22 protein-coding genes and 1 pseudogene are annotated in these 26,587 nt (G+C 73.0%); 14 read left to right on the forward strand and 9 right to left on the reverse strand.

Annotation, left to right across the window (positions count from 1 at the left end; genetic code table 11):
* Positions 1-1,125 carry a glycosyltransferase family 4 protein gene (locus AB0873_RS07825; RefSeq protein WP_366598920.1) on the forward strand — a complete coding sequence of 375 codons (1,125 nt, stop codon included), beginning with the start codon at positions 1-3 and terminating at the stop codon, positions 1,123-1,125.
* 31 nt (positions 1,126-1,156) lie between these two features.
* Here AB0873_RS07825 and AB0873_RS07830 read toward each other — a convergent pair whose 3' ends face one another.
* The 5 genes from AB0873_RS07830 to AB0873_RS07850 form a co-directional block, all read right to left on the reverse strand.
* Entirely contained in the window at positions 1,157-2,812 is a 1,656-nt protein-coding gene (locus tag AB0873_RS07830; RefSeq protein ID WP_366599014.1) for a bifunctional diguanylate cyclase/phosphodiesterase, read from the reverse strand.
* A 145-nt stretch (positions 2,813-2,957) separates the two neighbouring features.
* On the reverse strand, positions 2,958-3,773 hold the full coding sequence (locus AB0873_RS07835; RefSeq protein WP_155331041.1) for an SAM-dependent methyltransferase: 816 nt from the start codon (positions 3,771-3,773) through the stop codon (positions 2,958-2,960).
* 155 nt (positions 3,774-3,928) lie between these two features.
* Positions 3,929-4,597 carry a response regulator transcription factor gene (locus AB0873_RS07840; RefSeq protein WP_088972416.1) on the reverse strand — a complete coding sequence of 223 codons (669 nt, stop codon included), beginning with the start codon at positions 4,595-4,597 and terminating at the stop codon, positions 3,929-3,931.
* A 7-nt stretch (positions 4,598-4,604) separates the two neighbouring features.
* The gene (locus AB0873_RS07845; protein WP_366598921.1) at positions 4,605-6,296 is read right to left on the reverse strand and encodes a GAF domain-containing sensor histidine kinase; all 1,692 of its coding nucleotides are present in this window, start codon (positions 6,294-6,296) and stop codon (positions 4,605-4,607) included.
* A 14-nt stretch (positions 6,297-6,310) separates the two neighbouring features.
* Positions 6,311-8,107: an AMP-dependent synthetase/ligase gene (locus AB0873_RS07850; RefSeq protein WP_366598922.1), complete on the reverse strand. Its 1,797-nt coding sequence runs from the start codon at positions 8,105-8,107 to the stop codon at positions 6,311-6,313.
* 128 nt (positions 8,108-8,235) lie between these two features.
* On the opposite strand from AB0873_RS07850, the gene AB0873_RS07855 reads away from it, so the two are divergent.
* From AB0873_RS07855 to AB0873_RS07880, 6 genes are all read left to right on the forward strand, one after another.
* On the forward strand, positions 8,236-8,691 hold the full coding sequence (locus tag AB0873_RS07855) for an SRPBCC family protein (RefSeq protein WP_366598923.1): 456 nt from the start codon (positions 8,236-8,238) through the stop codon (positions 8,689-8,691).
* Between the two features lie 40 nt (positions 8,692-8,731).
* The gene (locus AB0873_RS07860) at positions 8,732-9,370 is read left to right on the forward strand and encodes a hypothetical protein (RefSeq protein WP_366598924.1); all 639 of its coding nucleotides are present in this window, start codon (positions 8,732-8,734) and stop codon (positions 9,368-9,370) included.
* 69 nt (positions 9,371-9,439) lie between these two features.
* The gene (locus AB0873_RS07865; RefSeq protein ID WP_366598925.1) at positions 9,440-10,387 is read left to right on the forward strand and encodes an ROK family glucokinase; all 948 of its coding nucleotides are present in this window, start codon (positions 9,440-9,442) and stop codon (positions 10,385-10,387) included.
* Between the two features lie 23 nt (positions 10,388-10,410).
* A complete protein-coding gene (locus AB0873_RS07870) occupies positions 10,411-11,121 on the forward strand; it encodes an endonuclease/exonuclease/phosphatase family protein (RefSeq protein ID WP_366598926.1) in 711 nt (236 codons plus the stop codon).
* Between the two features lie 94 nt (positions 11,122-11,215).
* Positions 11,216-12,622: an NAD(P)-binding domain-containing protein gene (locus tag AB0873_RS07875; RefSeq protein ID WP_155331048.1), complete on the forward strand. Its 1,407-nt coding sequence runs from the start codon at positions 11,216-11,218 to the stop codon at positions 12,620-12,622.
* 55 nt (positions 12,623-12,677) lie between these two features.
* Positions 12,678-13,493, forward strand: a complete 816-nt coding sequence (locus tag AB0873_RS07880) for an alpha/beta fold hydrolase (RefSeq protein WP_366598927.1) — start codon at positions 12,678-12,680, stop codon at positions 13,491-13,493.
* Positions 13,494-13,505: 12 nt separating this feature from the next.
* Here AB0873_RS07880 and AB0873_RS07885 read toward each other — a convergent pair whose 3' ends face one another.
* The 3 genes from AB0873_RS07885 to AB0873_RS07895 all read right to left on the reverse strand — a co-directional run bounded on the left by AB0873_RS07885 (position 13,506) and on the right by AB0873_RS07895 (position 17,530).
* Positions 13,506-14,924 (reverse strand): trehalose-6-phosphate synthase, encoded by a 1,419-nt coding sequence (locus AB0873_RS07885; RefSeq protein WP_366598928.1) that lies wholly within the window; start codon positions 14,922-14,924, stop codon positions 13,506-13,508.
* Between the two features lie 200 nt (positions 14,925-15,124).
* Positions 15,125-15,937 carry a DUF308 domain-containing protein gene (locus AB0873_RS07890; protein WP_366598929.1) on the reverse strand — a complete coding sequence of 271 codons (813 nt, stop codon included), beginning with the start codon at positions 15,935-15,937 and terminating at the stop codon, positions 15,125-15,127.
* Positions 15,938-16,159: 222 nt separating this feature from the next.
* Positions 16,160-17,530, reverse strand: coding sequence for a serine hydrolase (locus tag AB0873_RS07895; protein WP_366598930.1), 1,371 nt, complete (start codon positions 17,528-17,530; stop codon positions 16,160-16,162).
* 320 nt (positions 17,531-17,850) lie between these two features.
* Here AB0873_RS07895 and AB0873_RS07900 point away from each other — a divergent pair, with 320 nt between their 5' ends.
* The 4 genes and pseudogenes from AB0873_RS07900 (at position 17,851) to AB0873_RS07915 (ending at position 22,545) form a co-directional block, all read left to right on the forward strand.
* Positions 17,851-20,025 carry an RHS repeat-associated core domain-containing protein gene (locus AB0873_RS07900; protein ID WP_366598931.1) on the forward strand — a complete coding sequence of 725 codons (2,175 nt, stop codon included), beginning with the start codon at positions 17,851-17,853 and terminating at the stop codon, positions 20,023-20,025.
* Positions 20,026-20,142: 117 nt separating this feature from the next.
* Complete coding sequence (locus AB0873_RS07905; RefSeq protein WP_366598932.1) at positions 20,143-20,616, forward strand: hypothetical protein; 474 nt, start codon at positions 20,143-20,145, stop codon at positions 20,614-20,616.
* A 361-nt stretch (positions 20,617-20,977) separates the two neighbouring features.
* A pseudogene (locus AB0873_RS07910) lies at positions 20,978-21,850 on the forward strand (RHS repeat-associated core domain-containing protein); the annotation flags it as partial.
* Positions 21,832-22,545: a 1-acyl-sn-glycerol-3-phosphate acyltransferase gene (locus tag AB0873_RS07915; protein WP_155334111.1), complete on the forward strand. Its 714-nt coding sequence runs from the start codon at positions 21,832-21,834 to the stop codon at positions 22,543-22,545. The pseudogene AB0873_RS07910 and the gene AB0873_RS07915, both read left to right, overlap by 19 nt.
* A 19-nt stretch (positions 22,546-22,564) precedes the next feature.
* Here AB0873_RS07915 and AB0873_RS07920 read toward each other — a convergent pair whose 3' ends face one another.
* Entirely contained in the window at positions 22,565-23,257 is a 693-nt protein-coding gene (locus AB0873_RS07920) for a Crp/Fnr family transcriptional regulator (protein ID WP_155331056.1), read from the reverse strand.
* A 273-nt stretch (positions 23,258-23,530) separates the two neighbouring features.
* Between AB0873_RS07920 and AB0873_RS07925 the strand changes: the two genes are divergently transcribed.
* The 3 genes from AB0873_RS07925 (at position 23,531) to proC (ending at position 26,147) form a co-directional block, all read left to right on the forward strand.
* Positions 23,531-24,037: a polyadenylate-specific 3'-exoribonuclease AS gene (locus AB0873_RS07925; RefSeq protein ID WP_366598933.1), complete on the forward strand. Its 507-nt coding sequence runs from the start codon at positions 23,531-23,533 to the stop codon at positions 24,035-24,037.
* A 190-nt stretch (positions 24,038-24,227) separates the two neighbouring features.
* A complete protein-coding gene (locus AB0873_RS07930; protein WP_155331058.1) occupies positions 24,228-25,256 on the forward strand; it encodes a 6-phosphofructokinase in 1,029 nt (342 codons plus the stop codon).
* A 72-nt stretch (positions 25,257-25,328) separates the two neighbouring features.
* Positions 25,329-26,147, forward strand: coding sequence for a pyrroline-5-carboxylate reductase (gene proC / locus AB0873_RS07935; protein WP_366598934.1), 819 nt, complete (start codon positions 25,329-25,331; stop codon positions 26,145-26,147).
* Positions 26,148-26,587 lie beyond the last annotated feature (440 nt).

Here is a 26,587-nt window from a genome sequence, read left to right on the forward strand (position 1 = left end):
GTGGGCCGCACCCTGCTCGTCACGAACGACTTCCCGCCCCGGCCCGGCGGCATCCAGTCCTTCGTGCACAATCTCGCCGTCCGGCAGCCTCCGGGATCGGTGGTGGTCTACGCCTCCAGCTGGCGGGGCGCCGAGAAGTTCGACGCCGACCAGCCCTTCGAGGTGGTCCGCGAACGCACCCGCGTGCTCCTGCCCACCCCGCTGGTGGCCCGGCGGGCGGCGCGGCTCGCGCGGGCGTACGGGTGCGACACGGTGTGGTTCGGCGCGGCGGCCCCGCTCGGACTGCTCGCCGCGGGCCTGCGCCGGCGGGCCGGGATCCGCCGTGCGGTGGCGCTGACCCACGGGCACGAGGTGGGCTGGGCGGCGCTGCCCGGCGCCCGGGCCGCGCTGCGCCGCATCGCCCGCGGCGTGGACGTGACCACCTACCTGGGGGAGTACACGCGGGTCCGGCTGGAGCGGGCGCTGCACGGGCTGACCGAGCTGCGCCGCCTCGCCCCCGGCGTCGACGTGGACGCGTACCACCCGTCGGTCGACGGCGAGCCGGTGCGCGTCCGGCTCGGGCTGGCCGACCGTCCGGTCGTGGTCTGCGTGTCCCGGCTGGTGCCGCGCAAGGGCCAGGACATGCTGATCCGGGCGATGCCGGCGATCCGCCGCCGGGTTCCGGACGCGGCGCTGCTGGTCGTCGGCGGCGGCCCGTACCGGGCCGCGCTGGAGAAGCTGGCCCGGCAGAGCGGGGTCGAGCGCGACGTCGTCTTCACCGGCACGGTTCCGGCGGCCGAGCTGCCCGCGCACTACGCGGCCGGCGACGTGTACGCGATGCCCTGCCGCACCCGCAACCGGGGGCTGGACGTGGAAGGGCTCGGGATCGTCTACCTGGAGGCATCGGCGACCGGCCTGCCCGTGGTCGCCGGTGACTCCGGCGGCGCGCCGGACGCCGTCCGCGACGGCGAGACCGGTTTCGTGGTCCGCGGACGCGACGTGGCCCAGCTCGCCGACCGGGTGGCGACGCTGCTCGCCGACCGCGACCTGGCCCGCCAGTTCGGCGCCGCCGGCCGTGCCTGGGTCGAACGGGAGTGGCGCTGGGAGACCCAGGCGCAGCGGATGGCGGCCCTCCTCGCCGGCTGAGCCGGGCTCAGCGGTCGGGGCGCGGCGGCGGTCAGGAGAGGCGGGCCAGGATGCGGTCGGCCGGTTCGGGGCGGCCGAAGTGCCAGCCCTGCCCCGCGTCGCAGCCGATGGCGCGCAGCCGTTCCGCCTGGCCGGCCGTCTCCACACCCTCGGCGGTGACCGTCAGGTCCAGCGCGTGCGCCAACGACACCAGTGAGGCGAGGATCCGCTCGTTGGCCCGGGCGTCCGGGGTCCGCAGCCCGGCGACGAACTCCCCGGCCACCTTCAGCTCGGTGACCGGCAGGTCCCGCAGGTACGCCAGGTTGCAGTAGCCGGTGCCGAAGTCGTCGATGGCGATCCGCACGCCGAGGTCGGCGAGCACCCGCAGCGCCCGAACCGGCTCCTCGGCGGTGCTCATCATGGTGCTCTCGGTGATCTCCAGCTGGAGCCGCTCCGGCGGCAGCCCGGTGTGCCGCAGCAGCGCGCGGACCTCCTGCACGAGGCCCGGGCGGTGCACCTGGCGTACGGCCAGGTTGACGCTCACGAAAGGCGCCGGCCCGCCGCCCGCCGACCAGGTACCCGCCGCCCGGCACGCCTCGGCGAGCACCCAGCCGCCGAGCGGCACGATCAGCCCGGTCTCCTCGGCCAGGTCGATGAAGCTGTCCGGACGCAGCACTCCCAGCTCCGGGTGGCGCCACCGCACGAGGGCCTCAACGCCGATGAGGCGGCCGTCGCGCAGGGAGGCCAGCGGCTGGTAGTCGAGGAAGAACTCGCCCCGCTCCAGCGCGGCGGGGATCGCCGCCGACAGGGCCTGCCGGGCCAGTTGGCGGTGGTGGCGCTCGGCGTCGTACAACTCCCAGCAGTCCCCGCCGGCCGACTTGGCCCAGTGCATGGTGCAGTCGGCGGCACGCATGAGCTCGCCCGGGGAGGTGCCGGCGACCTGCCGCTCGACCAGGCCGACGCTCGCCGTCACGGCCACCTCGTGCCCCGCCACCAGGGCCGGTTCGTGCACGGCGGCGAGGGCGGCCTCGGCGACCGCGATGACGTCCCGGGTGCCCGCGGTGTTCTCGATCAGGACGACGAACGCGTCGCCGCCGAGGCGCGCGACGAGATGGCCGTCGAGGTCCCGCCGGAACCGGTCGGCCACGATGGTGAGCAGGGTGTCGCCGACCTGGTGCCCGTACGAGTCGTTGACCCGCTTGAACCGGTCCAGGTCGAGGAAGCAGAGCCCGACCCGCTCGGCGGCCCGGCCGGGGGAGTTGACGGCCGCGGCGAGGCGCTCGGTGAACAGCGCCCGGTTCGGCAGGCCGGTGAGCGGGTCGTGGGTGGCCTGGTGCCGGAAGCGGGCCTCACTGGCCCGCAGCGCCCGCTCCGCCTCCGCCCACGCGGTCATCGCGGCGCGCCGGATCGACTCCTGCTCGTCCAGCGTGCGGTCCCGCAGCGCCCGCGCGTATCCGGTGGCCACGGCGGCGAGGAGCCGGGCCATCCGGTCCTCCACGTCGTCGGCGACCAGCCCGAAGTCGCGTACCAGCCGAAGGTGGACGACCTCGACCGTGCGCCCCAGCCCCTCGGCGGACGCGATGTGCGCGGCCACCAGTTCCGCGCCCACCCGCTGGCCGGCGCGCAGGTCGAACGGCTCGGCGAGCAGGGCCGCCGCCAGGTCCTGGGCGAGGCGGCACAGCAGCGCCTCGAGCTGGGCCTGGGCCATCGGCAGGTAGCTCGTCCCGCTGACCGCCTTCGCCCACGCGCGGGCGAAGGTCGCCGCGCCGGACGCGGCGACGCCGGTCTCCGCGGGCCATGCGGCCCTGGCGGCCCCGGCCGGGCCGCGGGGCCGGAACGCCGTCCCGGGCGGCTCAGCGGCTGGCACCAAGGCACCCCACCCCGCCGATGAACGCCGACCGCTCGGCGTCCTCGGCGCTCTCGGGCGACTCGGGGCGCCACTGGGGCACCCAGACCACGCCCGGGTCCACCAGCTCGAAGCCGTCGAACAGTGCGGTCAACTCGCTGCGGCTGCGGATCCACAGCGGGTTGTCGGTGCGCCGGTAGACCGCCTCGGCCTCGGCCCGCTCGTCGTCACCCCGCCCGTCGGCGCTGGCCTGCGACAGCACCAGCCAGCTGCCCGGGGCGAGGGCGTCGCGCAGCGTCCGCAGCAGCTCGGCGGGGCGGTCGTCGTCGGAGACGAAGTGCAGGACGGCGACGACGAGCACGGCGATCGGCTGGTCGAAGTCGAGCAGCCGGCGGACGTCGGGGTGGTCGACGATGCGCTGCGGGTGGCGCAGATCCTCCTGCACGATCGTCGCCCCGTCGTTGCCGGCGAGGATCTCGCGGCTGTGCGCCACGGCCACCGGGTCGACGTCCACGTACACGACCCGGGCGTCGGGCGCGGCCCGCTGGGCGATCTCGTGCACGTTGCCGACGGTGGGGATGCCCGAGCCGACGTCGAGGAACTGCCGGACTCCGGCGTCGACCAGGAACTGCACGGCCCGCCGCAGGAAGGCCCGGTTGGCCTGGGCCATCAGCGGTGCCTCGGGCACCGCCGCGACCATCGCCTGCGCCGCCGCCCGGTCGACCGCGAAGTTGTGCGAGCCGCCCAGGTAGTAGTCGTACATTCGGGCCACGCTGGGGCGTTCGATGTCGATCTCGTCGGGTGCCCAGTCCGGCCGTCCCATGCCTCACCTCTTCGCCGCGCCCGGGCCGCGCCGCCCGTGGACCGCCTTCCGCCGGGGGAGACCATAGCGCGCCACCGCACCGGCCGGACACAGCGGTCGATGAAAAAGATTCGCGCCCGCCGGGTGGGCGGACGCGAACACTGTGGACGGCGAGGTCAGAACTTCGGCGCGTCCGGAGCCTCGAGCAGGCCGAGCCGCAGCGCGGTCATCAGCGCCTGGGCGCGGTTGGCGGCACCCAGCTTCTCGTAGAGCTTGGAGATGTGCGTCTTGGCGGTGGACTCGCTGACGAAGAGCTGCTTGGCGATGCCGGCGACGCTCATGCCGTCGGCGAGCAGCCGGAGCACCTGACCCTCGCGGGGGGAGAGCTGCGGACCGGACGGAGCCAGCCGGCGCTTCATCGCCTCGGCCAGGTCGGCGGCGGTGAACGCGCTGGGGGAGGAGGCGGCGTGCCGGGCCGCCGCGACCACCTCGTCGGCCGGGGCCGTCTTCGGTACGAAGGCGCTCGCGCCGGCCTCCAGCGCGCCGAAGAGCTGGTCGTCGCCGGCGTACATGGTGAGCACGACGATGCCCATGGTGGCGCTGGACTTGCGCAGGGCGCGGGTGGCCTCGAGGCCGCTGCCGTCGGGGAGGCGCAGATCCATGATCACCACGTCGGGCTGGAGCGCGCCGGCCTGGCGGACGCCCTCGGCTGCCGTGGCGGCCTCGCCGACGACCTCGAACTGGCGGTCGCGCTCGAAGGCGTGCCGGAGGCCCTTGCGGATCAGATCGTGATCGTCGACAAGGAGGACCTTGGTGCGGGTGGCCGGTGTCGGGCTTGTGGTCATCCTCGCGTTACTCCCCTTCTGCTGCTGCGCTGCCACGCACGGTATCGCGTCGGGGTGACGAACCCACCACCACCGCCACCGTCGTGCCACTTGGTTGCCGCGGCCTGATCTCCAATCGGCCCCGGATACGTTCCGCCCTCTCGGCCATGATCGCAAGACCGTAGTGCCCATCGGTGCGCTGGTCACCCATCCCGTGACCGTCATCCGACACTTCGATCTGGGCGTACGGGGGGTCGACCTCACAGGTGACCCAGAGGTTCGCGGCGCCGGCGTGCTTGCGCGCGTTGGTCACCGCCTCCTGGGCGATGCGCAGCAGTTCCGCCTCGGTGGCGGCGGGCAGCCGGGCCGTCGACTCGTCCAGCGACAGGTGCACCCGCAGCCCGCCGGAGGCCCCGACGGTGCGCGCGTACTCGGCGATCGCGGCCGCCAGCCCGCCGTGCCGGTCCACCTCGCTGCGCAGCTCGAACAGGCTCAGCCGCAGCTCGGTGATCACCCGGGTGACCTCCTGGCGCAGCGTCCGCAGGCTCTCGGCGGTCTCCTCGGCGTCGTCGTGCACGGTGGCCAGGGCGTTGTCGATGCCGTAGCCGACCATCACCAGCTCCTGCGCCACGCCGTCGTGGATCTCCCGGGCCAGCCGCTGCCGTTCCTCGTTGGTGGCCAGCGACCGCACCTCGTCGAAGAGCAGCGCCGCCTCCAGCCGCAGCGCCGCCGGGCTGGTCAACGCGGTCACCCGGGACACCACCTCGGGCGGGTACGCGTGCGCGGCGTCCGCCTCCAGCACCACCAGCCCCACCGTACGCACCCCGGCGACCAGCGGGACGATCAGCGCGGAGACCTCCCTGCCGGTGTGGGAGCGGGCCTGCGAGCGGGCCGCGGTCTGCGGCTGCTGGCTGGCCCACGCGTCGGCGATCGCCGAATCCGCGTCGAGCGTCGTCTCCCAGTCCACCCGGTCGACGCCCGACTGGGCCAGCACCACCAGCCGCCCGCCGCCGCTGGCCGACAGCACCGCCGCCCGGTCCGCCCGGGCCACCGACCGTAGCTCCTCCAGCAGGTGCTCCGAGATGCCGCCCGGGTCGAGGGTGGCGCCGGGCAGCTGGCGGGCGACCGTCCGGAGCTGCGTGAGCAGCCGGGTCGCCTCGGCGTACGGCTGCGGCTTGCCGTCGCCGCGCGCCTGCATCACCCGGTGCAGGGTGCTCGCCGCGTAGAGCCCGAGGCCGGCGAGGATCAGCCACTGGGCGCAGACGGCCAGGTAACCGATCTGGGCGAGCTGGCGCCTCCCGTCGACCTCGGTCAGCGCGCCCGCGCCGAGCAGGGTCACCGCGGCGACGGCGAGCAGCGCGGCGCCTTCGCGGAACCGCCGGCGCAGGGCCGTGACGGTGACCGGGACGGCCAGGTACGGCAGCACCGCCGAGGCGCCCAGCCCGCCGTTCTGCGCGCCGATCGTCGCGACCGAGGCGACCTGGCTCGCGGCGAGCCCCAGCACCACCACCTCGGCGACCCGGCTGAGCGGCCCCAGCCGGTGGTGCGTCGGCGCGAGCAGCGCGGGCAGGCCCGCCACCGCCAGCAGCGCGATCCACCACAGCTGGGCGACGTCCCGCGTCGCGAACAGGGTCAGGACGGCGACCAGCGCCAGCATGACCACGCGCGCGGCGGCGGCGAGAGGGTGTGGGCGCGGGAGGGCGGATGTCGAGGCGGGCACGTGACGGATCGTAGTCAGCCGCGGTAGATGTCGGCGATCTCCGCGGCGTACGACTTGTGCACGACCTGCCGCTTGACCTTGAGCGACGGGGTCAGCTCGCCGGTCGCCTCGGTGAAGTCCCGGGGCAGGATCCGGAAGACCTTGATCGCCTCGGCCTTGGACACCGCCTGGTTGGCGGCGTCGATCGCGATCTGGATCTCGGCCCGAAGCTCCGGGTGCTCGCACAGCACCTCGACCGGGGTGTCCGTCGGCAGGCCGGCCGCCTCCAGCCAGGTCGGCAGCGCCTCCTCGTCGACGGTGACCAGCGCCGCGATGAACGGCTGCCGGTCACCGACGACGACGCACTGGCTGATCAGCCGGTGCGCCCGGACCTGGTCCTCCAGGACCGCCGGGGCGACGTTCTTGCCGCCGGCGGTCACGATGATCTCCTTCTTGCGGCCGGTGATGCTGAGGTAGCCGTCGCTGTCGAGGTGGCCGAGGTCGCCGGTGCGGAACCAGCCGTCGGCCAGCGCCTCGCCGGTGGCGACCTCGTTGCGCCAGTAGCCCTTGAAGATCAGGTCGCCGGCGATGAGGATCTCGCCGTCGTCCTCGATCCGGATGGTCACGCCGGGCAGCGGCCGGCCGACGGTGCCGATCCGGGTCGCGCCGGGCAGGTTGGCGGCGGCCGCGGGGGAGGTCTCGGTCAGGCCGTACCCCTCGCAGATGTTCACCCCGATGCCCCGGAAGAAGTGCCCGAGCCGGGCACCGAGCGGCGCGCCGCCGGAGATGGCGTCGCGGCACCGGCCGCCGAGCGCCGCGCGGAGCTTGCGGTAGACGAGCCGGTCGAAGAGCGCGTGCTGCGCGCGCAGCGCCAGGCCGGGGCCGGCCGGGGTCTCCAGCGCCTCGCTGTACGCGATGGCGACGGCCTCGGCGCGGGCGAAGATCTTCCCCTTGCCGTCGGCCTCGGCCTTCTGCTTGGCGGCGTTGTAGACCTTCTCGAAGACCCGCGGCACCGACAGCACGAACGTCGGGCGGAACGCCTGGAGCTCGGCGACCAGGTTCTTCGTGTCGGCGCAGTGCGCCATCGTGGCGCGCGCCTGCACGACACCGATCTGGATGAGCCGGGCGAAGGCGTGGGCCAGCGGCAGGAACAGCAGGGTCGACGCGTTCTCGCCGAACAGGTTCGGCAGGACCGGCACCGCGTTGGCGATGTCGGCGTACATGTTGCGGTGGGTGAGCATGCAGCCCTTGGGGCGGCCCGTGGTGCCACTGGTGTAGATGATGGTGGCGAGGTCGCCGGACCGTACCGCCGAGCGGCGCCGCTCGATCTCCACCGGGTCGACCGCGGCGCCCGCCGCGACCAGCTCGTCCACCGCGCCGAGGTCGATCTGCCACACGTTCGCCAGTTCGGGGAGCCGGTCGCGTACGCCGGCGACCAACGTGGCGTGTGCGTTGGTCTCCACCAGCGCGGCGACGGCGCCGGAGTCGGACAGGATCCAGGCGGCCTGCTCCGCGCTGGACGTCTCGTAGATCGGCACGGTCACCGCGCCGGCCGCCCAGATGGCGTAGTCGAACAGGGTCCACTCGTAGCGCGTGCGGCTCATCAGGGCGACCCGGGCGCCGGGCTGCACGCCGGCCGCCACCAGGCCCCGGGCGACCGCGACGACCTCGTCGCGGAACTGCCGGCAGGTCACCTCGACCGGGGTGCCGTCGGGGCCCGGTCGGACGAACTGCACCGCGTCCGGGGCGACCTCGGCATTGTCCCAGACCGGATCGGTGAGGTTGGCCGAGTCGCCGACGGTGACGATCGGCGGGACGGAGAACTCGCGCACCTGCACTCTCCTCGTGCTCACACTGGCCGGGCGGGGCCGCCACCTCGGGTCGGCTCTGTCGAAACCTACCCGCCCGAGCGGGTGGGTGGCGCAGGCAGGTTCCTCCCGCCGCCGGGTAGCCTCCCCCCATGGCGGACTCCTCCACCCAGTCGATCATCATCGGCGCGCCACCGGAACGGGTGGCGGCGGTCATCTGCGACTTCCCGCGCTACCCGGAGTGGACCGAGGCGGTACGGGACGTGGAGGTCGTCGAGGAGTACGAGGACGGCTACGCGAGCCAGGTCCGGTTCACCATCGACGCGGGCGTGATGGCCGACGAGTACGTGCTCGCCTACGAGTACGCGGAGGACCTCACCCGTATCGAGTGGCACCTGGTGGCGCCCTCGAAGATGCAGAAGGCCCAGCGCGGTTCGTACGACCTGGTGGGCAACCCCGACGGCACGACGACGGTGACCTACACGCTGGAGGTCGAGTTGTCGGTCGGGATGTTGGGCATGTTCCGCCGCAAGGCCGAAAAAATGATCATGGACGCCGCGTTGAAGCAGCTCAAACGCCGGGTAGAAGCACCCGGTGCGGCGCAGTGACGCGGCCGGCGGCCCGGCCGCCCCGGTAGAGGAGCCGAGCGTGGGGGCAACGGATCCGGGCTCGGCCCGGGAAGAGGCGGAACGACTGGTCGCCACGCTGCTGGCCACCGCGCGGCTGGCCGCGGCGGGATCGGGGTCGGCGGCGTGGGGTCCGCTCGGTGGGATCGTGTCGAGTGTCCTCGGTCACAGCGGCGGCCCGGGCGGGTCGGCGGGTTCCACCGGGGGTGGTTTCGCCACCGGAACCGCGGAGTGCTGCATCTGCCCGGTCTGCCGGGCTGTCGCCGCGTTGCGGGACCCGAGTCCGGAATTCGCCGAGCGGCTCGCCACCGGAGCCGGCGACCTGGCCGCCGGGGTGGCCAGCCTGCTCCGCGCGTTCGCCCCGGCCGAGCCGGCCCACGAGCGGGCCGACGAGCCCGCCCCGGCCCCGCCGACCGCCGGCACGGAGGATCACGTGTGGCGCGAGGCCACCCGGAGCGGGCATGATTCTCCGTCGGCGCCCGAGGGGGACGTCTGGTCCGCTGCCACCCGCACGGAGGAGACCCCCGACCCGGCCGCCGCACCGCCCGTCGACGTCGCCGGGCCGGCCGCGCCGGTGACCGTACGGGCGGCGGCCGACCGTCCCGTGGTGCCCGCCTCCCGGGTGCCCGGTGACGCGGGCGAGGACGCCCGGGGGGCCTGACCACCGCCTCCCGACCCCACCGAGCGATGCCGTGGGGCCGGGGCAGCACAGCAGAGGGGAGTGGCAGCGGTGACGCTGACCATCGGAGTCGACGTCGGTGGCACGAAGGTGGCCGGCGGTGTCGTGGACGACGCCGGCAGGGTCCTGGTGCAGGCCCGACGGGACACTCCCGCCGATGACGTCGGCAAGACCCGCGACGTCATCATCGAGGTGGTCGGCGAGCTGGCGCACGGGCGGACGGTCGAGGCGGTCGGCATCGGCGCGGCGGGCTGGATCAACGCCGGTCGCTCCACCGTTCTCTTCGCCCCCAACCTGGCCTGGCGCGACGAGCCGCTGCGCGACTACGTCAGCGCGGCGGTGAACCTGCCGGTGATCGTCGAGAACGACGGCAACGTCGCCGCGTGGGCCGAGTTCCGGCACGGCGCGGCCCGCCACGCCGACGACTCGATGGTCATGTTCACCATCGGCACCGGCGTGGGCGGCGGCATCGTCCTCGGCGGCGAGCTGGTCCGCGGCGCCAACGGCATCGCCGCCGAACTCGGGCACATGCTCACCGTGCCCGACGGGCACCAGTGCGGCTGCGGCCGGCTGGGCTGCATCGAGCAGTACGCCAGCGGCAGCGCCCTGGTCCGCTTCGCCCGCGCCGCGGCCCGGCAGGAGCCGCACCGCGCCGCCGCCCTGCTGGACCTGGCCGGCGGGGAGGCCGAGGCGATCACCGGCCCGATGGTGACGACTGCCGCCAAGGGCGGCGACCCGGTCTCCGCCGAGGCGTTCGCCCAGGTCGGCCGCTGGCTGGGCACCAGCCTCGCGGACATGGCGCAGATCCTCGACCCCCAGGTGCTGGTCGTCGGCGGTGGCGTCATCGACGCCGGCGACCTGCTGATGGGCCCGACCCGCCGCTCCTTCACCGAGGCGTTGGCGCAGCGCAGCCGGCTGCCGGTGGCCGAGATCCGGCCGGCCCAGCTCGGCAACACCGCGGGCGTCATCGGCGCCGCCGACCTCGCCCGCCGGATCTAGGGCCGGTGTCGACGCAGGCCCCGGTGACCGCACCGGGTGACGGCGTGCCGCTGCGCGTCGTGTCGTACAACATCCACAGCCAGCGGGACGACACCGCCGCGCTGGCGGCGGTGGTCCGCGCCGCCGCGCCGGACGTGGTCATCGTGCAGGAGGGACCGCGCCGGTTCCGCTGGCGGCAGAAGTCCGCGGCGCTCGCCGCGTCGTTCGGGCTGGTGGTCGCGGCGGGCGGGCTGCCCGCGCTGGGCAACCTGCTGCTGACCAGCCTCCGGGTGCGGGTGACCGCCGACCGGTGCCAGCGGTTCCCGCTCACCCCCGGCCGGCACCTGCGGGGCGCCGCGTACGCCGACTGCGTGGTCGAGCGGGGCGCCCGGTTCACGCTCGCCGGTGCGCACCTGTCCACCGACCCGGCGGAGCGGCCGGCCCAGGCCGAGCTGTTCGCCCGAGGGCTGGCCGACGCGCCCTGGCCGGTGATCGCGGGCGCGGACCTCAACGAGGGGCCGGACGGGCCGGCCTGGGCGACGGTGGCGGCCGGCCGCACCGACGCCGCGGTGGCGACGGACCGGGCCGACCGGCTCACCTACTCGTGCGCCAACCCGAGCCGGCGGATCGACGCGCTCTTCGTCGACCCGCGGATCACCGTCGTCGACTACGACGTGGTGGACACGCCGGAGACCCGCCGCGCCAGTGACCACTTCCCGGTCCTGGTCGACCTGCTGCTGCCCCCGACCGCCTGACCGCGGCGCCGGGGCCGGGGCTGGACATCGGCCATCCGATGTGGGCAGGATGCTGCGCGACCCGGCACCCGTGCCGCACAAAGGAGATCTCTCGGTGTCCACCTCCACCGACGACGGCCGGCCCGACCCGGAGTCGAGCACCCTCGACGTGACCCGCGACGGCCGCCCGGTCTCGGACCGGGGCGACACGGTCTGCGTGATCGGTGCCGGCGCGAGCGGGCTGACCGCCATCAAGAACCTCACCGAGCACGGGTTCGGCGTCGACTGCTACGAGCGGGAGACGGGGGTCGGCGGCGCGTGGAACTGGCGGCACGACCGCAGCCCGGTGTACGCGAGCACCCACCTCATCTCGTCGCGCCCGTTCACCCAGTTCCCCGACTTCCCGATGCCGGACGACTGGCCGGACTACCCGCACCACAGCCAGTTGCTGTCCTACTTCGAGCGGTACGCCGACCACTTCGACCTGCGCCGGCACATCTGGTTCGGCACCGAGGTGGTGCGGGTCGAGCCGGTGGCCGGGGACCGGTGGGACGTCACCACCCGCAGCACCGGCGGCTACGGCCCGGAGCGCACCTCCCGGTACGCGGCCGTCGTGGTCGCCAACGGCCACAACTGGTCCCCGAAGCTGCCGAGCTACGACGGCCTCGCCGAGTTCCGCGGCGAGATCATGCACTCCTCGTCGTACAAGGACCCGGCGCAGCTGCGCGGCAAGCGGGTGCTGGTGGTCGGCGCGGGCAACACCGGCTGCGACATCGCCGTGGAGGCCGCGCAGCAGGCGTCACACTGCTGGCACTCCACGCGCCGCGGCTACTGGTACGCCCCCAAGTACGTCCTCGGCCGCCCCGCCGACCAGGTCAACGACGAGTTGCTGGCGCTGCGGGTCCCGCGGCGGGTCCGGCAGTGGCTCTACCACCTGACGCTGCGGCTCACCGTCGGTGACCTCACCCGGTTCGGCCTGCCGAAACCCGACCACCGGGTGTACGAGACCCATCCGATCGCCAACAGCCAGCTCGTGTACCACGTCGGCCACGGCCGGATCACCCCGGTCCCGGACGTCACCCGCTTCCACCCGTACGCCGTCGAGCTCGCCGACGGCCGGCGGATCGACCCGGAGCTGGTCGTCTTCGCCACCGGCTACCTGCCGCGGTTCGAGTTCCTCGACCCGAAGATCCTCGGCGACGACGGCGGGACCGGCCGGCCGACGCTGTGGCTCAACGCGTTCGTGCCCGGTCACCCGACGCTCGCGGTGGCCGGCCTGGTGCAGCCCGACTCCGGCATCTTCACCCTGTCGCACTGGCAGGCCGTGCTGTTCGCCCGGCTGCTGCGGCTGCGGGTGACCCGCCCGGACCGCGCGGCGGCCTTCGCCGGGAAGGTCACCGCGAAGGCGGGGGAGCGTTACTCCGGGCCGGTCAAGGACAGCACCCGGCACTGGTTCGAGGTCGGCCACGCCGACTACCTGCGCGCCGTCCAGCGCGCCATGCGGGACCTGGAGGCGCGGTGAGCGCGAGGAGTGCGGCGGAGCGAAGCCCCGCAGTGGCGAACGAAAGGTCGGCACGGTGAGCCAGCAGGTGCGGATCATGCGGGGGTGGGAGTGGGCCCGGCCGGTCCGCCCGGTCCGGCGCGAGGTGCTCGGCGCCGCCCCGGAGCTGGAGGAGGGCCGCCCGCCGCTGCTGTTCGTGCCGGGGTTCGGGCACGGGGCGTGGGCGTTCGCCGAGCACTGGCTGGGTCACGCCGCCGGGCGCGGCTTTCCCGCGTACGCCCTGAGCCTGCGCGGCCACAGCGGCAGCGGCCCGGCGCCGGACGCGACGCTGCGCGCGTACGCCCATGACGTGGTCCAGGTGGCGGCGGGCCTGCCGCGCCGGGCGGTGCTGGTGGGGCACGGCGCCGGGGCGCTCGTGGTCGCGCACGCCCTGGCGCGCTACCCGGCCCGCGCCGCCGTCCTGGTGGCGCCGGTCCTCGGCGGCTGGGGTACGGCGCTGACCGCGCTGCGCCGCAACCCCCTCGGGACGCTGCCGGCGCTGGCCGGCGGCCGGTTGCGGTTGAGCCGCTCCCAGCTGTTCAGCCGCGAGCTGTCGGCGGCGGACGCCCGGCGGCACGTCTCCCGGCTGGGCCGGGCCGCCCGGCGTGCCCAGTGGCAGCTGCTGCTGGGTCGGGAGCCGGAGCCGGCGGTGGGCGACCCGCCGGTGCTGGTGCTCGGCAGCCCGGACGACCGGGTGGTGCCGGCGGCGGCGCTGACCCGGGCGGCCCGGCGGTACGGCTCCGCGCCGCTGCTCTTCCCCGGGATGGGGCACGACCTGATGCTCGACGCGCGCTGGCGGGAACCGGTCGACGCGATCCTGGACTGGCTGGAGAAGGATCCCGTCCGAGGTTGAGCGCGGACGCGATCAGCCCCCGGCGCCGAGCCGGCTGACCAGCGACCCGTCCTCGTCGAGCGCCGAGAGGTAGGACCGGGCCCAGGCGCGGATGTCGTGCTGGCGCAGGTGCGCGCGCATGGCCCGCATCCGTTCGTGGACGTCGTCCGGCGCGGCCCGCAGGGCCGCGAGCAGCCCCTGCTTGAGGCCCTCCAGGTCGTGCGGGTTCACCAGGTACGCCTGGGACAGCTCGGCGGCCGTGCCGGCGAACTCGCTGAGCAGCAGCGCCCCGCTGTCGTCGACCCGGGCGGCGACGTACTCCTTGGCCACCAGGTTCATGCCGTCCCGCAGCGGGGTCACCGCCATCACGTCGGCGATCCGGTACAGGGCCGCCAACTCGGCGCGGTCGAACGGCTGGGTCAGGTAGTGGATGGCCGGCTCGCCGACCCGCCCGAACTCGCCGTTGATCCGGCCGACCTCGCGCTCGACGCGCTCGCGGAGGATCTGGTACTGCCCGACCCGCTCCCGGCTCGGCACCGCCACCTGCACCAGCACCGTGTCCCGGACCTTGACGTGACCGTCGACGATCAGCTCGCTGTACGCCTTGAGCCGCTGCTCGATGCCCTTGGTGTAGTCCATCCGGTCAACGCTGAGGATCACCTGGTCGGGGCTGCCCAGGTCGCGGCGCAGCCGGGCGGCCCGCTCGGCGACGTCCGGCCGGGTGGCCAGGGCGGCCATCTCGGCGGTGTCGATGGAGACCGGAAAGGCCCCGATGCGCACCACCCGGTCGTCGACCGCGATGCGGCGGTCGGTGGCGGGCAGGCCGAGCACTTTCGCCGCGAGCTGGGCGAAGTTGTGCACCGCCTGGGCCCGCTGGAAGCCGACGAGGTCGGCGCCGAGCATGCCGCGCAGCAGTTCGGCCCGGCGGGGCAGTTGCATGAACAGTTCCGGCGGTGGGAAGGCGACGTGCAGGAAGAAGCCGATCCGCAGGTCCGGTCGCAGCGCCCGGAGCAGGCCCGGAACGAGCTGGAGGTGGTAGTCCTGCACCCACACCACGGCGCCGGGCTCGGCCACCTCGGCGGTCGCCTCCGCGAAGCGCTGGTTGACCCGCTGGTACGCCTCCCACCAGCGGCGGTGGTGCTCAGGCTGCTCGACGGCGTCGTGGTAGAGCGGCCACAGGGTGGCGTTGGCGAAGCCTTCGTAGTGGTCGCGCAGGTCCTCCGTGGTTAGCGCCACGGCGTGCATGCGGACGCCGTCGATGTCGGGCAGCGCGGGGGCCGGTCCGGTGCCGCCGGCCCACCCCACCCAGGTGGCGGGGGTGTGCCGCAGGAGCGGGTGCAGCGCGCTGACCAGGCCGCCGGGGCTGCGGCGCCATTCGCACGCACCGTCCGGCGCCACACTGTCGTCGATGGGGAGGCGGTTGGCGACCACCACGAGGGAACTCTGTCGCATCTCGGGCGTTCCGATCTGCCGGGGAAGCGACCGCCGGTGCGAAGGGGGAGGAACGACCGGCAGTCAGCGGAGGGGACGTGACGGGCAGCGGTATTCCTACTGACCGTAAGTTACACCACTGTTACGCCCATGGTGGGGGAGTGGCCGTCCCGGGATGCGGGCGCAGTGCCGCTGATCGAGGCGTCCGCTGGATCGGGCGGTCAGACGACCGCGCCGTCGTCCGGGTCCTGCTCGTCGCGGTCGCCCGGCCGCAGCCGCCAGACCAGCGTGACGAAGCCCGCCAGGATGCCGGTGAATCCGAGCAGGGTGACCACGGACGGGTCGGCCGGGAACACCGTGGGGAACAGGAACAGCACGAAGCCGACCACGATGGCCAGCGTGCCGACCGCGGCGTACTTGGAGATCCGGGGCAGCGGTGGGGGCGGGGGCGGGGTGTACCGGTCCTCGTCCTCGTCGTCGGGGAGGTCCGCCCCGAAGGTGTCCAGCCCGTCCAGCAGCGACGGCGCGTCGTCCCGGCCCCGCCCGACGGTCACCCCGGAGATGTCGGCCGCGTACGGCAGCGGCCGGGCCTCGGTGACGGTCGGCTCGTCGACGCCGGGCCGACCCGGGCGGGTGTCGTCGACGTCCTCGGCGGCGGGCCACGGGTTGTCACCGGTCGGGGCGGTGGCGTGGAAACCGGCGACGATGCGGGCCCACTCGGCGTCGATGTCGGGCTCGTCGTCACGCGCGCGGTCGGTGGCGCCCTCGTCGGCGAGCTGGGTCAGGTAGTCGCGGGCGGTCGTCAGGTGCGAGCGGTCCACGTACAGGCGGTCGACCGGCCGGGACGGGACCGTGGTGGTGCGGGTGACCGGGTTCAGGTCGGCGGACGGTTGCAGGTACGCGGCGATGCCCCCGGCCGCCAGCACGTCCAGCAGGTGCTCGCCGACCCGGGGGTCGACGTCGCCGGCGACCGCGTACTCGGTCGCGTCGAGCCCGTTGTCCCGCCGCCCCCGGCGGGCGCCACCCGCTGACACCGGACAACCTCCTCAACGCGCGCCCGCGGCGCGCCACCTGAGCCCCCTCGGCGTCCCCACGCCGTGCCATGAATCGTGACACGTCGGCACCCGGTTCCGGGAGTGCGTTGTGTCGCGTCTTGCCCGTCAGGGGTCGCTCCGCTGGTGGCGGGCGCGGGTGTTTGTCCGTTTGTGCGCGGACCGCGCCCTCTGCCGGCGTGATCTCCGCCGCCGCGACCCGGCTCAGCGGGGGATCGCCGCGACGATGTCGGCGACGTCGACCCGGACCGGGTCCGGGCTCGCCCAGCTCCAGTTCGGGTGGGCGCGGTTGGTCAGTAGGACCAGGACCATCCGCCGGTCCGGGTCCACCACCAGGGAGGTGCCGGTGAAGCCGGTGTGCCCGAAGGTGCGCGGACCGCTCAGCCGGCCCATGAACCACGGCTGGTCGAGCACGACGCCGAGGCCGTGCGCGGCGGTACGGGTGGGCCGCTCGGGGTCGACGGCCGGCAGGCCGGCGTTGACGTTGGTGAGCATCTGCCGGGTGATCTCCTCGGAGAGGATCCGGACGCCCCGGTAGGCACCGCCGTTCAGCAGCAGCTCACCGATGACGGCCACCTCGGCGGGGGTGCTGAAGATGCCGGCGTGGCCGGCGATTCCGCCCATGTGGTTGGCGACATCGTCGTGCACCACCCCCCGGAGCAGCCCCCGCGACGAGCGCGCGTCGGTGGCGACGAGCCGGGCGGCCTGGTCGGCGGCGCTGAGCCAGGTCTTCGGGTTGAAGCCCGTGTACCGCAGGCCGAGCGGGCCGGTCAGCCCGGTCTTGAGCGCCTGGTCCAACCGTTGCCCGGTGACCTTCTCGACCAGGAACGCGAGGACCATCAGCCCGACGCTGGAGTACCGGAACACCGTGCCGGGCACGGCGCCGCTCACCAGGGGGGTGGCCAGGACGGCCGCCCGGCGGGCCGCGTCGTCGGGCAGGCCGGCGACCTTCGCCCCGACCGGCAGGCCGCTGGTGTGGGACAGCAGCATGGCGACGGTGATCTTGTCCTTGCCGGTGCCGGTGAAGCCGGGCAGGTAGTCCACCACCCGCGCGGACAGGTCGATCCGTCCCTTGTCGACCTGCTGCAACGCCAGGATCGAGGTGTAGACCTTGGTGATCGAGGCGAGGTCGAAGATCGAGTCGTACCGCATCGTCACCTGCTTCGACGCGGGCAGCAGGACCGGCCCGGCGTCGTAGCGCAGCGCCTTGCCGGCCACCGCCCGCGCCACCATGGCCCCGTTGACCAGGCACAGCGCGACCGCGCCCGCGTACGCCGGATGCTGCGGGTTGGCACGGGTCGGCGAGAGATGGCGGTCGAGCGTGATGATGACCAGCCGGCCCGCCGCGTTGGCGCCGCCGCGAACCGTCGCCCCGCTGGTCCCGGTGGCGTCCGGGGCGGCGATTCGTGCCGCCGCGGACCGGCTGGGCGCGGCCGACGCGCTCGCGCCCGCGCTCGCGGTGGGCGCGGCGGACGGGCCGGCGGTGGCCGACCGGGCCACCTCGCGGCAGCCGGCGACGGTCGCGGCGGCGACCGCGAGACCGATGCCGAGCACGGTACGACGGTGCAGGGACATGCGGCGCATCATGGCAGCTGCGGCCGAGCGAATCCAGCTTGCCCGGCCAGCCGCGGACATCGACGGCGACTGTGACTCACGTCATAGGCGAAGGCCGATGTGTTCCGGGGTCGGCGCGGCGTCCCGGCCGGGTAGGGTCACCGATCGTCACCAGGGCGGTGCTCCGCCGTCGTCCGGGTGGGGCCGAGCCGCAGGTGGCGGCATCGGGCGCTGGAGCCCGCCCCGATCATGGCTGGTCCGCCCGCGGCGCTCGGTGACGGTCGGAAGCCGGAAGAGTCCGACTCATCCGGCTCGGTGCGACGGATCCATTTCGGCGGTAGGTGTCCGCAAAGGATCACCGGTTCTACACCGCGGGCGCCAACCCGCAGGAGAGCGTGTGCGGCAACAAGCCCGAGTGGGCCGGCCAGCCCTGCATGACGCGGCACGCCGGTGCCGTCAGTGGGCACGACCCGGACCGGATGCCTGGCAGCCTGCCCGTCCGGCACGTCACGGGCTATCACCGCTACGGCGATCCCACCACGGTCACCGAGGCGGCGGGAGGAAGCACCCGGACGACCGTCACGGGGTATGACGCGGCGGGTCGCGTGGTCTCGGGCTCGGTGACATCGGATCTGGGGGTCGCGCTGGAGTCGGTCACCACTGGCTACGACCCGGTCAACGGACGGGCGACCACCACGCAGAGCGGCTCCGCCACGATTGCCCGCGAGTTCGACGCGCTGGGCCGTTCCGTGAAGTACACGGACGCTGGGGGCGCGGTGACGACCACCGAGTACGACCGGGTCGGCAAGCTGGTCAAGATCGCGGACCCGCATAGCTCCACGACCTACGCCTACGATCGCGCCTCCGAGCCACGAGGGTTCCTGACGAGCGTCAGCGACAGCGTCGCCGGCTCGTTCGGAGCGCGGTACGCGCCGGATGGTCAGCTGGTCGAGGTGAGCTACCCCGGCGGAATCACCCGACGAGACCGGCTGGACAGCGGACTCGACCCGGTAGAGCGGGTCTACACCAGGGATTCCGACGGCGCCGTGGTGTACAGCGAGGCCGTGACGGAGAACAGCGCCGGGCAGTGGGTGAATCACGCCTACACCGGCGGAGACAAGACGTACGGCTACGACCGCCTCGGCCGACTCACCCGCACCCGGCACGACAGCTCGGTCTCGGGCGGCTGCGTCACGCGGACCTACGGCTACGACAACCAGACCAACCGCACCTCGAAGAGTGTCTTCGGACCGGCAGCCGACGGTGCGTGCCAGGAGGCCACCGCGTCCAGCGTCGACACGCACAGCTACGACACGGCGGACCGGCTGGTCGACAGCGGCTACCACTACGACGCGTTCGGCCGGGTCACCACCCTTCCGGACGGGCTCACCAACACCTATTTCGTCAACGACCTGGTGCAGAAGCAGGAACTCGACGACGTCCGGCAGGTTTGGACGCTCGACCCGTCCCGGCGATTCCGAACCTTCACCACGGAGACGCTGGTCGACGGCGCCTGGACGCCGTCCACCTCGAAGGTGAACCACTACAGCGACGACAGTGACGAGCCGCGGTGGGTCGTCACGGACACGGTGACGGGGGACATCAGCCGAAATGTGTCCGGGCCGGACGGTGACCTGGCCGCGACCACTTCCGCGAGCGGAAACGTGAAGCTGCACCTGACGAACCTGCACGGGGACGTCGTCGTCACCACCGATCCGGCGTTGGTCGACGTCGAGGCCTTCGACTACGACGAGTTCGGCAATGCGCAGGCGGGTCAGGCGGACCAGGCGTACGGCTGGCTGGGCGGGAAACAGCGCTCCGGTGAGGCACTCGGCGACGTGATCCTCATGGGTGTCCGTCTCTACAGCCCGTCGTTGGGCCGGTTCCTCCAGGTCGACCCCGTCGACGGCGGCAGCTGTAACGACTATGACTACGCCTGCGCGGATCCGGTCAACCAGTTCGACCTCGACGGCCAGCGGTGTTGGGGGCCGAAGTGGGCGTGCCGGAAGGCAGCGGCGGTCGGACGCGGCATCGCGCGAGGAGCGAGCGCGGTGGGCCGCTGGGCGTACCGGCACCGAGGTGCGATCGCGACTGCGGTCGCCACCGGCGCCTGCCTGACGCCCGCGGTGGGTTGGGCCGCGTGCGCCGGTCTCCAGGCTGCCGCGTATGGCGTTCGCGCCCAGCAACGAGCGAAGGAAGGCGGCGGCTGGCGGAAGACGTGGCGGGCCAACGCGGTTGATGGCGTTGCCACCTTCGCCACCGTCGGTCTGGGTTCCGCGTTCCGTTACGCCCAGTACGGCAAGCTCGGCCGCATCAAGGCCAAGAAGCCGGCCCTGTGGCAACGCAAAAAGCTGAAGGCATGGGAGCGGAAGTACCAGACCAGGGGTTGGAACCAGTTGGGCTGGCGGGCGTCGGCGATGCGAACCGGAGGGGTGAACCTGCCCTTCGGCGCGGCGAAGTGCTACTCGGACAGGTGCTGGCGGCGTCCGATGAGTCGGCTCCCCTGGTACTTCTGACTTCGGTCTGGAGGGCCGGCCGGCTTCAGCTGGCCGGCCCGGGGCACATGACCCTGTCATACCCTCGCGGACGTAGGATCCGCGAGGGTATGACGCGATATCGACGAGGGCGGCGAGATGACGAAGGTCACCTGGCGTTCGTGGCCGTGGAACATGTTCCTGTTCCTGTGCCTTATGATCATGCTGTTGCTGACCGCATCTATCGCGGTGTCCGAGTCGGCTCTACCCGCGCGTATCATCTTTTGGATCATGACCGCCGTACTTGCCGCCGGGGCGGTCCGAGCACTTCTGCTCGGGGTCAGCGTGCGTGACAACGAAATCCAGATCCGAGAGTTGACGCGTACGAGGAAAATTCCGTGGGCCGACGTCGACAGGGTCGGTATTGGCGAACAGTCAACGGGCTTGGCGGGCACGTTCTTCGAGGTGCAGACGCCGATCGTCGCCGTTCGCTCACCAGACGGTGACCATGAAGAGGTCGAGCTGAGTGTCCTTGGCTCGTACCGGTTCCTCGCCTTCATGTCGCCCGGCCGGCGTGCGGCCGCAGGGTTGACTGCAGAGCTGGAGCGCTGGCGTGCCGAGAACGGCGAGTAGCCGTCCCAGTACCGGTGTTGAACTGACAAAGTAAGGCAAGGTCAACAGGTAGGTGGACGCTGGCCCCGGCGCGCCGGTTCCGCGCGTACACCACCGAGACGCTGGTCGACGGCAACTGGGTCGGCGCCACGTCGAAGCCTGAACCACTACGGCGACGACTCCTACCAGCCGCGCTGGATCGTCGAGGGCACCACGCTGGGCAGCATCACCCGCAACGTGTCCGGGCCGGACGGCGGCCTGGCCGCCGCCACCTGGGCCACCGACGACGTGGTGCTGCAACTGACCGACCTGCACGGTGACGTGGCGGCGACGGTCGACACGGCGCTGAACCGAGCCGGAGTTCTTCGACTACGACGAGTTCGGCGTGCCGATGGCCGGGCAGGCCGACCAGCGGTACGGCTGGCTGGGCGGGAAGCAGCGCTCGGGCGAGGCGATGGGCGACGTCATCCTGATGGGCGTCCGCCTCTACAGCCCCGGCATCGGCCGGTTCCTCCAGGTGGACCCAGTCGACGGCGGCAACGCCACGGCGTACGACTACTGCGCCGGCGACCCCGTCAACTGCACCGACCTGGACGGCAAGTGGGGCTGGGGCAGCATCAAGAAGGGGCTGTCGAAGGTCGCCAAGGTGGCCTCGTACGCCTCGATGATCCCCGGCCCGATCGGCACGATCGCCGGCGTGGTGTCCGCCGTGTCGTACGCGGCCACCGGCAACTGGCGGGAGGCGGCCTGGGCGTTCGCGGGAGCGGCGGCGGCCGTCGTCGGCGCCGGAGCGGCGGTGAAGGGCGTCCGCCTCGCCGTGAACAGTGCCCGCGCCGCCTACAAGGCGCGTAAGGCCAGCAAGGTGCGTCGTGCCTACAAGGGCCGTCACCGGAGCCGCTGCAACTCCTTCGTCCCGGACACTCCGGTCCGCATCGCCGACGGAAACTACCTCCGGAGTTGCGCGGCGGAGCGTGACCTGGTGCCCGCCGTGGAGGTGCGGACGAGCGACAGGCGACCGGTTCTCCGGGGTGGAATATGTCGCGACGGCCAGGTCGAGCGGCGACGGGCTGGACGAGTGGGAGAGGGCGCTCCTCCGGGGCGCCACAGGTGGTGTGACGGGAAAGTTGATCGGTCGTCCGTTGTGGCGGAGGGCCGGTGCTCCGTAGGCTCGTCGGCGACGGCAGCGCTCCCGGGGACGGGTCGCTGTCGCGGGCAACCCCACGGGAAAGGACGCCGGTGCTGTACTGGCTGCTGAAGTACGTCATCCTCGGGCCGCTGCTGAAGCTGATCTTCCGCCCGCAGGTGGAGGGCCTGCACCACGTACCGGCGACCGGCCCGGTGATCCTCGCCAGCAACCACCTCTCCTTCTCCGACTCGATCTTCACCCCGCTGATCGTGCCGAGGAAGGTCACCTTCGTCGCCAAGGCGGAGTACTTCACCGGCAAGGGCCTCAAGGGGTGGCTGACCAAGATGTTCTTCGTCGGCACCGGCACCATCCCGGTGGACCGCTCCGGCGGCCGGGCCGCCCGGGCGGCGCTGGACACCCAGCTCAAGGTGCTGCGGGCCGGCGGGGTCGCGGGCATCTACCCGGAGGGCACCCGCTCGCCGGACGGGCGGCTGTACCGGGGCAAGACCGGCGTTGCCCGGCTCGCGCTGGAGAGCGGCGCCCCGGTGGTGCCGGTGGTGATGCTCAACCTGGACGAGATCCAGCCGCCGGGCAAGATCATCCCGAAGGTGCAGCGGGTGCGCATCCGGTTCGGCCCGCCGCTGGACTTCTCCCGCTACGCCGGGATGGCGAGCGACCGGTTCGTCGAGCGCGCGGTCACCGACGAGATCATGTACGAGCTGATGGAGCTGTCCGGCCGCGAGTACGTCGACATGTACGCCCAGAAGGCGAAGTCGGTGCCCCCGCCGCCCGCGCCGAAGCCCCGCGAGCCGATCGCGGCCTGACGGCGGCGTCGCCCGACGGTCAGCGTTCGCTCATGCCGGCGCGGCGGCGCAGCGACGCCACGTCGGTGACCACGATGCGGCGGCCCTCGGTGCGCAGCCAGCCCCGGCTGGCGAACGAGCCGATCGCCTGGTTGACGCTCTGCCGGGAGCCGCCGGCCATCTCGGCGAGCTGGCTCTGGTTGAGCTCGATGGTGATCATCGGCGCCTGGCTCTCGCCGGCGAGGCGGACCAGCGTCTTGGCGACGCGGCCGGGCAGGTCGAGGAAGACGTGGTCGGCGTTCTGCTCGGTCAGGCGGCGGATCAGGGCGCCGAGGGAGCGCATCACCGCGTCGAGGATGCGCGGGTTGGAGTGCACCAGTTCCATGAACGCGCCGCGGGACAGCGCGAGGGCCGAGCAGTCCTCGATGGCCTCGGCCGACGCGGAGCGGGTGGAGGCGTCGAGCAGGGACACCTCGCCCAGCACGTCCGGCGGCCGGATCACCGACAGCACGGCCCGCTCGCCGGTCGGTGCGGTGCGGAAGACGGCGACCGCGCCGCGCCGCAGCACGATCAGCGACTCGCCGGGATCGTTCTCGACGAAGAGCAGCTGCCCCTTGCGGTACGTGCGCGGGACGGCCGCCGCGATCACGCGTTGCCGGACCTCCGGCTCGAGGCCGGCGAACATCTCGACACCCGTGAGCGCGTCACCCGGCTCCGGAAGGCGCACCTCCACGGCCCAACCCCTCCCCGGTCAAGGACCACAACTCGCTCACCGGGTGAACCTGACGGGCCCCCCGCCCAGGTGCTCCGACACCTCCGGTAGCGGTACACATCAGATCATGACGGTCCGGTCGCTTGCTGTACACCCCTCAATTCATCTCCGTGACGTTCGAGGCGTACTCGAGGCCGTCCCTCATCCCCGTCGTGACCTGCGCGAACGTGCCGGTGGTCGGGCTGTCGCCACCCGCCCGGCGCGGCGGTGTGGGCGTACGCGAGGATGGCGGTGATGGTCTACCGCTACTTCTACGACTGTGAGTTCATCGAGGACGGCCGCATCATCGACCTGGTGTCGATCGGCGTCGTCGACGAGTACGGCCGCGAGTTCTACGCCGTCTCCACCGAGTTCGACGACTCCCGGGCCGTGCCGTGGGTGCGCCGCAACGTGCTCGACAAGCTCCCGTCGCCGGCCGACCGGGCCTGGCGTTCCCGGGAGCGGATCCGGGACGACCTGCTGGACTTCCTCCTCGAGCCGGTGCGCGACCGTCCGGGCGAGCAGATCGAGCTCTGGGCCTGGTACGCGGCGTACGACCACGTGGCTCTCGCGCAGCTCTGGGGCCCGATGACCGCGCTGCCCCGCGAGATCCCCCGGTTCACCAAGGAACTGCGCCAGGTCTGGGACGACCGGGGCCGCCCGCCACTGCCGGAGGCCGAGGCGGCCCGGCACGACGCGCTGGTCGACGCCCGGCACAACCTGCTGCGGTGGCGGGCCATGACCGCCTCCGGTGGGCGCTGACCGGGCGGCCGGAAAGCCCAGGTCAGCTACTGGGCGGTAACCGGGCCGCGGTGCCGGCGTGCACCCGCGCGGACTACAGTGCGCACTGACGGCCCGCCCCGGGCCGGCAACGGCGCCGATGGTCTGTTCTTGACACCTATCCTGGGGCTTACCGGGCTTTACCCCAATGCTCCAGGAGGATGAGCAGATCATGCGTATCGGCGTGCTCACCGGCGGCGGCGACTGCCCAGGTCTCAACGCGGTGATCCGGGCGGTGGTCCGCAAGGGCGTCACCAACTACGGTCACGAGTTCGTGGGTTTCCGGGACGGCTGGAAGGGCCCGCTGGAGGGCCTGTCCCGCCCGCTGGGCATCGCGGAGGTCCGTGGCATCCTGCCGCGCGGCGGCACCATCCTCGGCTCGTCCCGCACCAACCCGTTCAAGATCGAGAACGGCGTCGAGCGGATCAAGGAGAACCTCGCCGCGCAGGGCGTGGACGCACTCATCGCGATCGGCGGTGAGGACACCCTCGGCGTGGCGACCAAGCTGCACGAGCTGGGCGTCCACGTGATCGGCGTGCCGAAGACGATCGACAACGACCTCGGCGCCACCGACTACACCTTCGGCTTCGACACCGCGGTGAACATCGCCATGGAGGCGATCGACCGGCTGCACACCACCGCCGAGAGCCACCACCGCACCCTGGTCGTCGAGGTGATGGGCCGGCACGCCGGCTGGATCGCCCTGCACGCCGGCCTCGCCGGTGGCGCCAACGTGATCCTGCTGCCGGAGCGGCAGTTCGACGTCGACCAGGTCGCCGGCTACGTCGAGAAGCGCTTCCAGCACCAGTACGCCCCGATCGTCGTGGTCGCCGAGGGCGCCCACCCGCTCGAGGGCCAGATGGTCCTGCACAACCAGGAGCTGGACGCGTTCGGCCACGTCCGCCTCGGCGGCATCGGCCAGTGGCTGGCCGAGCAGCTGGAGGCGAAGACCGGCAAGGAGGCCCGCACCGTCGTGCTCGGTCATATCCAGCGCGGCGGCACCCCGACCGCGTTCGACCGGGTGCTCGCCACCCGGCTCGGCCTGCAGGCCATCGACGCCGCCCACGAGGGCGACTGGGGCAAGATGGTCGCCATGCAGAGCACGGACATCGTCCGCGTCCCGCTGGCGGAGGCCACCCGGGAGCTGAAGACCGTGCCGCTGGAGCGGTACGCCGAGGCCGAGGTCTTCTTCGGCAGCTGATCCGTCCCACGGCGACGCGGCGGGCCCCGGGTCCGCCGCGCGCCGGTTTCACGGCGAGAGGGGTACGGCCCGATGGCGGGTTCGGTGCACACGGTCGCGGTCATCGGGGCCGGCAAGATCGGCGAGCTGATGCTCTCCGGGCTGCTGCGCTCGGGCTGGCCGGTGGACCGCCTGCTGGCCACCGCCCGGCGGCCGGCCCGGGCGGAGGAGCTCGCCGCCCGTTACGGCGTCCGGGTGGTCGACAACCTGACCGCGGTGGACGAGGCCGAGGTGCTCGCGATCTCGGTCAAGCCGCAGGACGCCGGCGTGCTGCTGGAGGAGATCGGGCCCAAGGTGCCGGCCGACAAGCTGGTCATCTCGCTCTGCGCCGGCCTGCCGACCACCTTCTTCAGCCGGCGGCTGCCGGAGGGCACCCCGGTGGTGCGGGTGATGACCAACACCCCGGCCCTGGTCGACGAGGCGATGACCGCCATCTCCGCCGGGGCGCACGCCACGGGCACGCACCTGGCCCTCGCCGAGGAGATGTTCAAGCCCCTCGGCGCCACCATCCGGGTGCCCGAGTCGCAGCAGGACGCGGTGACGGCACTGTCCGGCTCCGGCCCGGCGTACTTCTACCTGCTGGTCGAGGCGATGATCGACGCCGGCATCCTGCTCGGCCTGCCCCGGCAGGTCGCGCACGAGCTGATCGTGCAGACCGCGATCGGGTCCGCGGTCATGCTGCGTGACTCCGGCGAGCACCCGGTCAAGCTGCGCGAGGCGGTCACCTCGCCGGCCGGCACCACCATCTCCGCCATCCGCGAGCTGGAGAAGCACGGCGTGCGGGCGGCGCTGCTGGCCGCGCTGGAGGCCGCCCGCGACCGCGCCCGGGAACTCGCCGCCCAGGCCGACTGAGGCTCATCCTGGGTTGATCCACTCACCCGCGGCTGCTCGCCGCCGGTGTCCGGCCCCGCCGATCCATTTGCCCGCGCAGATCCAGGCGCCGGTCTTCCTCCGGGTGATGACCGCAGGCCTCCGGTGCCGGCAGGTCTGCCCGCCGCCACCGGTCGAGATCGCTGGTCTCTCGCTGGAGGTGGGCGCTGCACCGGCATGACACCGATGCCGACTGACGGTCCGGTCGGCGGAGTTCGACTGTCGGTGATCCGTCTCGTGTGTCGATCGACGGGCGATCTGATCCGCACGGTCGGTCGAGATGGATCAACGCGCCGACCTGAAGCACGGCTTGGATCGCCGCCGAGGGTAGGAACCAGGGAAACCCGCTACCCGGAGCGGCAACGTCTATAGAGTTCGTTTCGACCAGATTCCTCGCGGCCCGAATGTCGCGATGCCTCGTG

The sequence above is a fragment of the Micromonospora sp. NPDC047707 genome, assembly GCF_040704235.1.
Lineage (GTDB): Bacteria > Actinomycetota > Actinomycetes > Mycobacteriales > Micromonosporaceae > Micromonospora.